General features: G+C 58.6%; 9 protein-coding genes. 6 read left to right on the forward strand and 3 right to left on the reverse strand.

All coding sequences use genetic code 11. From position 1 onward, the window contains the following. Window positions 1-138: 138 nt before the first annotated feature. Complete coding sequence (locus ABI_RS16850; RefSeq protein WP_374188358.1) at window positions 139-807, reverse strand: HAD-IB family hydrolase; 669 nt, start codon at window positions 805-807, stop codon at window positions 139-141. Between the two features lie 241 nt (window positions 808-1,048). Here ABI_RS16850 and clpX point away from each other — a divergent pair, with 241 nt between their 5' ends. After that, window positions 1,049-2,311 (forward strand): ATP-dependent Clp protease ATP-binding subunit ClpX, encoded by a 1,263-nt coding sequence (gene clpX / locus ABI_RS16860; RefSeq protein ID WP_040309545.1) that lies wholly within the window; start codon window positions 1,049-1,051, stop codon window positions 2,309-2,311. 156 nt (window positions 2,312-2,467) lie between these two features. Here the strand turns inward: clpX and ABI_RS16865 are convergent, their stop codons facing one another. Further along, window positions 2,468-3,019 (reverse strand): DUF1697 domain-containing protein, encoded by a 552-nt coding sequence (locus tag ABI_RS16865; RefSeq protein WP_006274256.1) that lies wholly within the window; start codon window positions 3,017-3,019, stop codon window positions 2,468-2,470. A 215-nt stretch (window positions 3,020-3,234) separates the two neighbouring features. Between ABI_RS16865 and hemA the strand changes: the two genes are divergently transcribed. The 3 genes from hemA (at window position 3,235) to ABI_RS16880 (ending at window position 5,450) form a co-directional block, all read left to right on the forward strand. Continuing rightward, window positions 3,235-4,458 (forward strand): 5-aminolevulinate synthase, encoded by a 1,224-nt coding sequence (hemA, locus tag ABI_RS16870; protein WP_006274257.1) that lies wholly within the window; start codon window positions 3,235-3,237, stop codon window positions 4,456-4,458. A gap of 268 nt (window positions 4,459-4,726) precedes the next feature. After that, window positions 4,727-4,924, forward strand: coding sequence for a DUF6898 family protein (locus tag ABI_RS16875; protein ID WP_006274258.1), 198 nt, complete (start codon window positions 4,727-4,729; stop codon window positions 4,922-4,924). Window positions 4,925-4,985: 61 nt separating this feature from the next. Continuing rightward, the gene (locus ABI_RS16880; RefSeq protein ID WP_006274259.1) at window positions 4,986-5,450 is read left to right on the forward strand and encodes a hypothetical protein; all 465 of its coding nucleotides are present in this window, start codon (window positions 4,986-4,988) and stop codon (window positions 5,448-5,450) included. Here the strand turns inward: ABI_RS16880 and ABI_RS16885 are convergent. After that, entirely contained in the window at window positions 5,447-5,905 is a 459-nt protein-coding gene (locus ABI_RS16885) for a hypothetical protein (RefSeq protein ID WP_006274260.1), read from the reverse strand. The two genes, ABI_RS16880 and ABI_RS16885, sit on opposite strands and share 4 nt — an antisense overlap. 97 nt (window positions 5,906-6,002) lie before the next feature. Here ABI_RS16885 and glyA point away from each other — a divergent pair, with 97 nt between their 5' ends. Together glyA and ABI_RS16895 are read left to right on the forward strand one after the other, a co-directional pair. Beyond that, window positions 6,003-7,307 carry a serine hydroxymethyltransferase gene (glyA, locus tag ABI_RS16890; RefSeq protein ID WP_006274261.1) on the forward strand — a complete coding sequence of 435 codons (1,305 nt, stop codon included), beginning with the start codon at window positions 6,003-6,005 and terminating at the stop codon, window positions 7,305-7,307. A gap of 118 nt (window positions 7,308-7,425) precedes the next feature. Beyond that, window positions 7,426-7,827 (forward strand): DUF2141 domain-containing protein, encoded by a 402-nt coding sequence (locus ABI_RS16895; protein ID WP_157138972.1) that lies wholly within the window; start codon window positions 7,426-7,428, stop codon window positions 7,825-7,827. Window positions 7,828-7,960 lie beyond the last annotated feature (133 nt).

Below are 7,960 nucleotides of genomic sequence, written 5' to 3' on the forward strand. Positions count from 1 at the left end.
TTCGCTGTGATACGGTGCTCACGTACTTAAGTACGCTCCGCTCCGTTTCTCGCGAACTAACGGTTTTCGCCGCGTCATTGCGGCTCGCCACTTCGGTGAAAGAAAGTAAACGCGGCTTCGGCATCGAAGCCGCGTTTCTTATGGCTTTTGCTTGAACACCCGATAGTGGCCGTGGCGCGCGGCAGCGATCATGGCGTGGTCGCCGGCTGTGTCACCATAGGCCTGGTCCAGGTCGAAATCGTCACCGAAGACTGCCCTTAAACGGCACATCTTCTCCTCGCCGCGGCAGTTGATTCCCTCAAGTTCCGGTTTCAACCGTCCGTCGGCCGTAAAGCCCAGCTTTGTCCCGATCACCCGGTCGGCGCCAATCAAGGCCCCCAAGGGGCCGACCAACAGTTCCGGCGATGCGGTCACGATGACGCGTTTGACATCGCTGTCGGGGAGCGAATCCCACGTTGTCATGGCATCCGGTCGGAACAGCGACCGTCCCGTCACGCTCACAAAGGCCTGAATCAGGATTTCCAGTTCGGTCTGGTGGATATCGCCCAACAGATTGTACAAAAACCGGGATTTGAGTGCGCCGCGGTCGCGCGTCTTCAGATACCCTAGGAACGGCCCAGGTTTTGCAAGGATGGCCTTGCCCAGTCCCACGGGACCGCGCAGGAAAATCAGGAAGGCGTTGAAACTGTCCTTCCAGGTGAGCGTTCCGTCAAAGTCGAAGGCGGCGACGACGGGCGTGGCGATTCGCGGCGGTTTGGTTAAGGGGGAGGGTGTTTTGGGGGCATATTTACGTATGGGGAAGGGGATGTGGCTTTTATTTCACGCCCGGACCACCATATGTGGGGATCAAGGTCCCGATGAGACCTAAGCGCAGTTGAGACCTGCTCTAAACTGTGCATAAATGCGGATCAATCGGGGCGATGGATATTTTGTGGAACGGCGCTCTTAGGCTTTGTTAAGCACTCAGAGGCTAAGGTGCCAGGATTGTGCGGTGACTTGGCACCTGAAAAGTGCCGTCTTTCCCGCGACGTGAAGGTGAAGAAAGCATATGACGAAAGCCGCGACGGGCGACAGCAAAAGCACCCTCTACTGTTCTTTCTGCGGAAAGAGCCAGCACGAGGTGCGTAAACTCATCGCCGGGCCGACCGTGTTTATCTGCGATGAATGCGTCGAGCTGTGCATGGATATCATCCGCGAAGAGCACAAGATCGCCTTCGTCAAGTCCAAGGACGGCGTGCCGACCCCGAAGGAAATCCGCGAAGTCCTGGATGACTATGTCATCGGTCAGTCCCAGGCCAAGAAGGTCCTGTCGGTCGCGGTGCACAACCACTACAAGCGCCTGAACCACGCTCAAAAGGGCAATGACGTCGAACTGGCCAAGTCGAACATCATGCTGATCGGTCCGACCGGTTCGGGTAAGACCCTGCTGGCCCAGACCCTGGCGCGCATCATCGACGTCCCCTTCACCATGGCTGATGCCACGACCCTGACCGAAGCCGGTTATGTCGGTGAAGACGTCGAGAATATCATCCTGAAGCTGTTGCAGGCCGCCGACTATAACGTCGAACGCGCTCAGCGCGGCATCGTCTATATCGACGAAGTCGACAAGATCTCGCGCAAGTCCGACAACCCGTCCATCACCCGCGACGTGTCGGGTGAAGGCGTGCAACAGGCGCTGTTGAAGATCATGGAAGGCACGGTTGCCTCGGTCCCGCCCCAGGGCGGCCGCAAGCATCCGCAGCAGGAATTCCTGCAGGTCGACACCACCAACATCCTGTTCATCTGCGGCGGTGCCTTCGCCGGCCTGGAAAAAATCATTTCCGGCCGTGGCAAGGGCTCCAGCATCGGTTTCGGCGCCTCCGTGAAGGATCCGGAAGATCGGCGCACCGGCGAAGTCCTGCGCGACGTCGAGCCGGACGATCTTATGAAGTTCGGTCTGATCCCGGAATTCATCGGCCGTCTGCCGGTTCTCGCCACCCTGGAAGACCTGGACGAAGTCACTCTGGTCAAGATCCTGACCGAGCCGAAGAACGCCCTGATCAAGCAGTACCAGCGCCTGTTCGAGATGGAGAACGTGTCTCTCAACTTCACGCCGGAAGCCCTGATGTCGGTGGCCCGCAAGGCCATCGTCCGCAAGACCGGCGCCCGCGGCCTGCGCTCGATCCTGGAAGCCATTCTGCTCGACACCATGTACGAACTGCCGACCATGCAGGGCGTAGAGGAAGTTGTGATCAATGGCGAAGTTGTCGAAGAACGCGCTCAGCCGCTGCTCATCTACAGCGAAAAGCGCTCCGGCGGCGCATCGGCATAAGCGTTCTAACGGGCTGCAAACCGTCATTTCTCTGTGATACGGTGCTCACGTACTCGAGTACGCTCCGCTCCGTTTCTCGCGAACTAACGGTTTTCGCCGCGTCATAACGCTTATGCTCTACGGAGCTTCAAGGCGGTCCGGAAACGGGCCGCCTTATTATTTTTCCAGGTCCGCCGACATGTCGCGCAGGGTTTCGACCGTGTTAAGGTTGCGCGCCGTCATATCGGCCTTGAGGCACTGCCCCAGCTTCTCCATAAGCTTCGACCGGCCGATGCCGTCAGGGGCGTAGAAATAGAAGGCCTCTTCCGTTAGGGCATAGTCCTCCGTCTCGGCTTTGAGTTCCAGCATGCGGTCGTGCTTGACCACGCTGGCCGGCGCCTTGAGGAAGAAGATGTGTTGGGCCTTGCCCCTGTGCTCGCGATCCTTGAACGGATTGGCGGCCATCACCTTTTCCAGATGCTGAAGGTCGATGAGAAACAACGGTGTACGGAAGCCGAAATGCTTCTCGACCAGGTCCTGGATCATGCCGGTCAGATCGGCCTCGTCCCGGTCCGACCGGAATAGCACATTGCCGCTGGCGATATAGGTTTTGACGTCCGTCAGACCCTCGGCGAGCAACAGCTTGACCAGATCCTTCATCGGCATGCGGTTACCGCCGATATTGATGCCCCGGAACAGGCCGATCCATATTTTTCCGCTGTTTGACATGGATCAAGCCTTCCGCCGGCATTCACCAGTAGGTTGGTAATGCGACAAAAAGCATCACAAAATGCTCTGGAGTTCGCAAGCGATTTACCACATTGTCGAAAAACAATGACGACGATATGGTTTTTTAACCGACGTCGTCTTGTCTGGAAACGGTGCAGGCGTTATGTGCGCTGGAAATATACATCGCGCCTGCGGGTGCGATGACGGAGTTTGAGATGGACTATACCGCCGCTTTCGAGGCTGCCGTCGACCGGGTACGTTCCGAGGGACGCTACCGCGTGTTTGCCAACCTGAAGCGCCACGCCGGCTCTTTCCCGCGTGCGACCTGGATCCGGGATGATGGTTCCGAGACCGACGTCACGGTTTGGTGCTCCAACGACTATCTCGGCCAAGGACAGAACCCGGTTGTGCTCGACGCCATGCACAAGGCGATCGACGAAGTCGGCTCGGGGTCGGGCGGAACCCGCAATATCTCCGGCACGACCTTCTTTCATAACCTGCTCGAAGCCGAACTGGCCGACCTGCACCAGAAGGAAGCCTCGCTGGTCTTCACCTCGGGCTACGTCGCCAACGAAGCCGCCCTGTCGACCCTGTACAAGATTCTGCCGGGTCTGATCGTCTTCTCCGACGCGCTGAATCATGCCTCGATGATTGAAGGCATCCGCAACGGCCGCGGCGAACGTCATATTTATCGCCACAATGACCTGGCGCATCTGGAAGAGCTGCTGCGCGCGGCACCGGCCAATGCTCCCAAACTGATTGCCTTTGAGTCGGTCTATTCGATGGACGGCGACATCGCTGACATTTGCGCCACGGTTGCCCTGGCCAAAAAATACAACGCCCTGACCTATATCGACGAAGTTCATGCCGTCGGCATGTATGGCGAACGCGGTGCCGGCGTGGCCGAACGTGACGGCATCATGTCCGAGATCGACATCATCGAAGGCACCTTGGGCAAGGCCTTCGGCATGATGGGGGGCTACATCGCCGCCAAGGCTGTCGTGATCGACGCCATCCGCCTGTGGGCTTCGGGTTTCATCTTCACGACCTCTCTGCCGCCGGCGATTATGGCGGGCGCCGCAGCCAGTGTGCGCTACCTGAAAAGCCACAACGAAAAGCGAATCGCACATCAGGAGCGTGCCAAGACCTTGATGGAACGTTTCAAGGCGGTCGGTATCCCGGTCTTCCCGTCGGAATCGCACATCGTTCCGGTGCTGGTCGGTTCGGCCGTCCACTGCAAGATGATTTCTGACATCCTGCTCAATGACTTCGGCATCTATGTCCAGCCGATCAACTACCCGACCGTGCCCAAGGGCACCGAGCGCCTGCGCTTCACGCCGTCGCCGGACCATGACGATAAGATGATGGACCACCTGGTCGAGGCCATGGATAAGCTGTGGACCCATTGCAATGTCGCCCGCATGCCGGCTGTGGCGTAACGATTGGCGGCTGAGCTTGCGGTTCCGACAGCAAGAAGGGTTGTCTACAGATAAGCCAGATAAGTCAGATGGATAGCGCTAAACGTGCATAATCCGACGATGGCTATGCTTTTCTTATCGACGAGCTTTGCTCGTCAGTCATCTGAGCCGTTGAGGCGCTGTCGGCCGCCCCAAAACGCTGTCCATCTGGCTTATCTGGCTTATCTGTGGACAACACTTCTTAACGCAGACTTGGACAGACTCAGCCGTTTCCGCTACACTCTGCGTCATGTCCGAAATCTATCTCGAACTCCTTCGCAACGGTAATTTCCTCAAATGCACCGCTATCGATGCGGCCACCGGTGAGGAAGCCATAGCTATTGGTCCGCTTAATGATCCGGAAGGCGTCAAACGCTTGGCGGTGCAAAAGCTGAAGAACAAGCTAGCCGGCCGCAAGCTGCCGCCCAAGCCCGGCATCACCGTCTGAGGCGAAATCTCTTCCGCTTTCGAAAACATCGACATAGGATACGCCCCACCGGGGAGGCACCATGTCGGAAGCGTTTCACATCGCCGAATACACCAAGCTGAAGGAAGAGATTCTGCTCAAGATGAAGCAGGTCGACGATTCCTTCCGGTTCATGCTGATCGCCGTGGCGGCGACCATGACCTGGGTGGTGTCGAACTACAAGACCTTCAACGACGGTATGTATGTCATCCTGTTTTTCGTACCGCTGTTTATCTCGGTATCGTTCACCCTCTATATTGTCGGGCTGAACAAGTCGGTGCTGTGGCGCACGGCCTATATCCGTGAACTGGAACGTCGCTACGGCGATGATAGCCACGGGTGGGAAAGCAGCCCGCAGCATCAGCGCTTTGCCAAACACCGGACCAGCTACGCGACAGCGCGCGGCCTGATCTATTCGCTCAATGTCATCGCCTTGATGTTCGCCGGCTATATGTTGATCGAGAATACCACGGTCGTCGAACAGGTGAGGGCGCTGTCGGGGATCTAGCCCGCTCCGGCGTGGTGGGCCAGGAACTTGCGGCCGTGAGTCAGGGCGCCTTGCAGGGTGTCATGGGTGATGCCTGCCGTGGTGGCATTGGGTGAAATTCCGGTACACAGGGTCTCGACAATGGCCACGCCGATGCCTGACGCGACCTGCGGTACCTGATCTTCAACGATCGTCTGTAAGACCGCGCCGGTTTCATCCAGAAAGGTCTGTTTCGTGGTCCACATGCTGTTGGCGTTGCAGTCAGCCTTCACGCGCGCCAGAAGATAAATGTTGTGGCCGCCCTCCTTGCGAATCGCGAAGAGGACATCCCCTTCGGCGATATCGCCATTCTGCGTCACGGTCGCCTGGTCGAGGAAGACGATGCGATCGGTTGACGCATCGACAGCCTGGAACGGCACTGCCATAACCGGAGCCGCGGTAAGACCCAGACCCAAAGCCAGCAGAAATGTACGCATAACCCCATCCTCCCTGTAAGTCGCTTGCCCTTGGGGCGCTGAAAGCGTAAACGCTGCCACATCTCCCGATCCGTTTCCAGTTACAGGACTTGTCATCTTGAACGCTCCCGCCAATGCATCCGCTTTTCGCCCCGAAGGCTTCTTTCACAATGACCTGGCCACGGCCGATGAGGCTGTACTGCACGCCATCAAGGGCGAACTGCACCGCCAGCAGGACCAGATCGAGCTGATCGCCTCGGAAAACATTGTTTCGAAAGCCGTTCTGGAAGCTCAGGGCTCGGTCCTGACCAACAAATACGCCGAAGGCTACCCCGGCCGTCGCTACTACGGTGGCTGCGAATATGCCGACGAAGTCGAGAGACTGGCCATCGAACGCGCCAAGCAACTGTTCAACTGCGCCTTCGCCAACGTCCAGCCGCACTCCGGCGCTCAGGCCAACCAGGCGGTATTTTTCTCGCTGCTGCAACCGGGTGACACCTATATGGGCATGGACCTGGCCTGCGGTGGCCACTTGACCCACGGTTCGCCGGCCAACCAGTCGGGCAAGTGGTTCAATGTCGTGCCCTACGGCGTGACCCAAGGCGACAACACCATCGACTATGACCAGGTCGCGCAGCTGGCCGAGCAGCATAAGCCCAAGCTGATCATCGCCGGCGCCTCCAACTATCCGCGCCACATCGATTTCAAGCGCTTCCGCGAGATCGCCGATTCGGTTAGCGCCTATCTCTTCGTCGACATGGCCCACTATGCCGGCCTTGTCGCCGGCGGCGTCTACCCCGACCCGCTGCCGCATGCCCACGTCGTCACCACCACGACGCACAAGACCTTGCGCGGTCCGCGTGGCGGCATGATCCTCAGCAATGATGAGGCGCTTGGCAAGAAGATCAACTCGGCAGTCTTCCCGGGTTTGCAGGGCGGGCCTCTGATGCACGTCATCGCCGCCAAGGCCGTCGCCTTCGGCGAAGCGCTGCAGCCGTCGTTCAAGTCCTATGCCCGTCAAGTTGTCACCAATGCCCAGGTTCTGGCCGACACCCTGATCGATCGCGGTCTGGCGATCGTCACCGGCGGCACCGATAGCCACGTCATGTCGGTCGACCTGCGTTCGAAGGGCCAGACCGGCAAGGCGACCGAAGCGGCGCTGGAAGCCGCCTTCATCACCTGCAACAAGAATGGCATTCCGTACGATCCGCAGCCCTTCACTATTACTTCGGGCGTTCGCCTCGGCACGCCTGCCGGTACCACGCGTGGCTTTACCGAAGCTGAGTTCCGCATCATTGGTAACCTGATCGCCGACGTCGTCGACGGCATGAAATCGAATAGCGGTGAACCGGATGCCGCCGTCCAGGCCAAGGTCCGCGAAGAGGTTCTCAAGCTGACAGCCCAGTTCCCAATCTACGGCTGATTCTAAAAGGATCTCAGGCATGAAGCCCTCGCTCACGCGGGGGCTTTTTTGTTGCCGCTTGACTCTGCGTAAAAGAACTTTATAAAGTAAAGTACTTTCTTATATTGGAGATTGAGTCGTGTTTTCACTTGCTGCTGCCGTCCTTATGTTCGCTTCCCAACCGGGCGCCGTCACCGTCCAGTTCACGGGTCTGACGCCTGACAAGGGCAAGATCGCCGTACAATTGTGCGAGGCTTCTGAATTCGCCAGCTTCACCTGCCGCCGCCGCCAGATGATCACCGTCCGCGGCAGCACGGTCACCGCCGTCTTCGAAGGCATCCCGGCAGGGCGTTACGCCGTCACCGCCTATCAGGATGAAAACAACGATGGCCGTTTTGCGCGCAACCTGATGGGCGTGCCGACCGAGCCCTGGGCCTTTTCGGGCAAGCCGGAATTCATGATGGGCCCACCCAGTTTCGATTCGGTCGCCTTCGAAGTTCCCGTCGCCGGCAAGTCCCTCACGCTCAAAATGCAGAAGTAAGCGCCATGGTTCTCGGAAATGTCTCGATCATCGGTTGGGCCCACACCCTGCTGACCGTCCTGGCTCTGGTGTGCGCACTCATCATCATGGTGACACGCAAGGGCACGGCCCGCCACCGGCTGCTGGGCAACAT

This window comes from Asticcacaulis biprosthecium C19, from assembly GCF_000204015.1.
Taxonomy (GTDB): Bacteria; Pseudomonadota; Alphaproteobacteria; order Caulobacterales; family Caulobacteraceae; genus Asticcacaulis; species Asticcacaulis biprosthecius.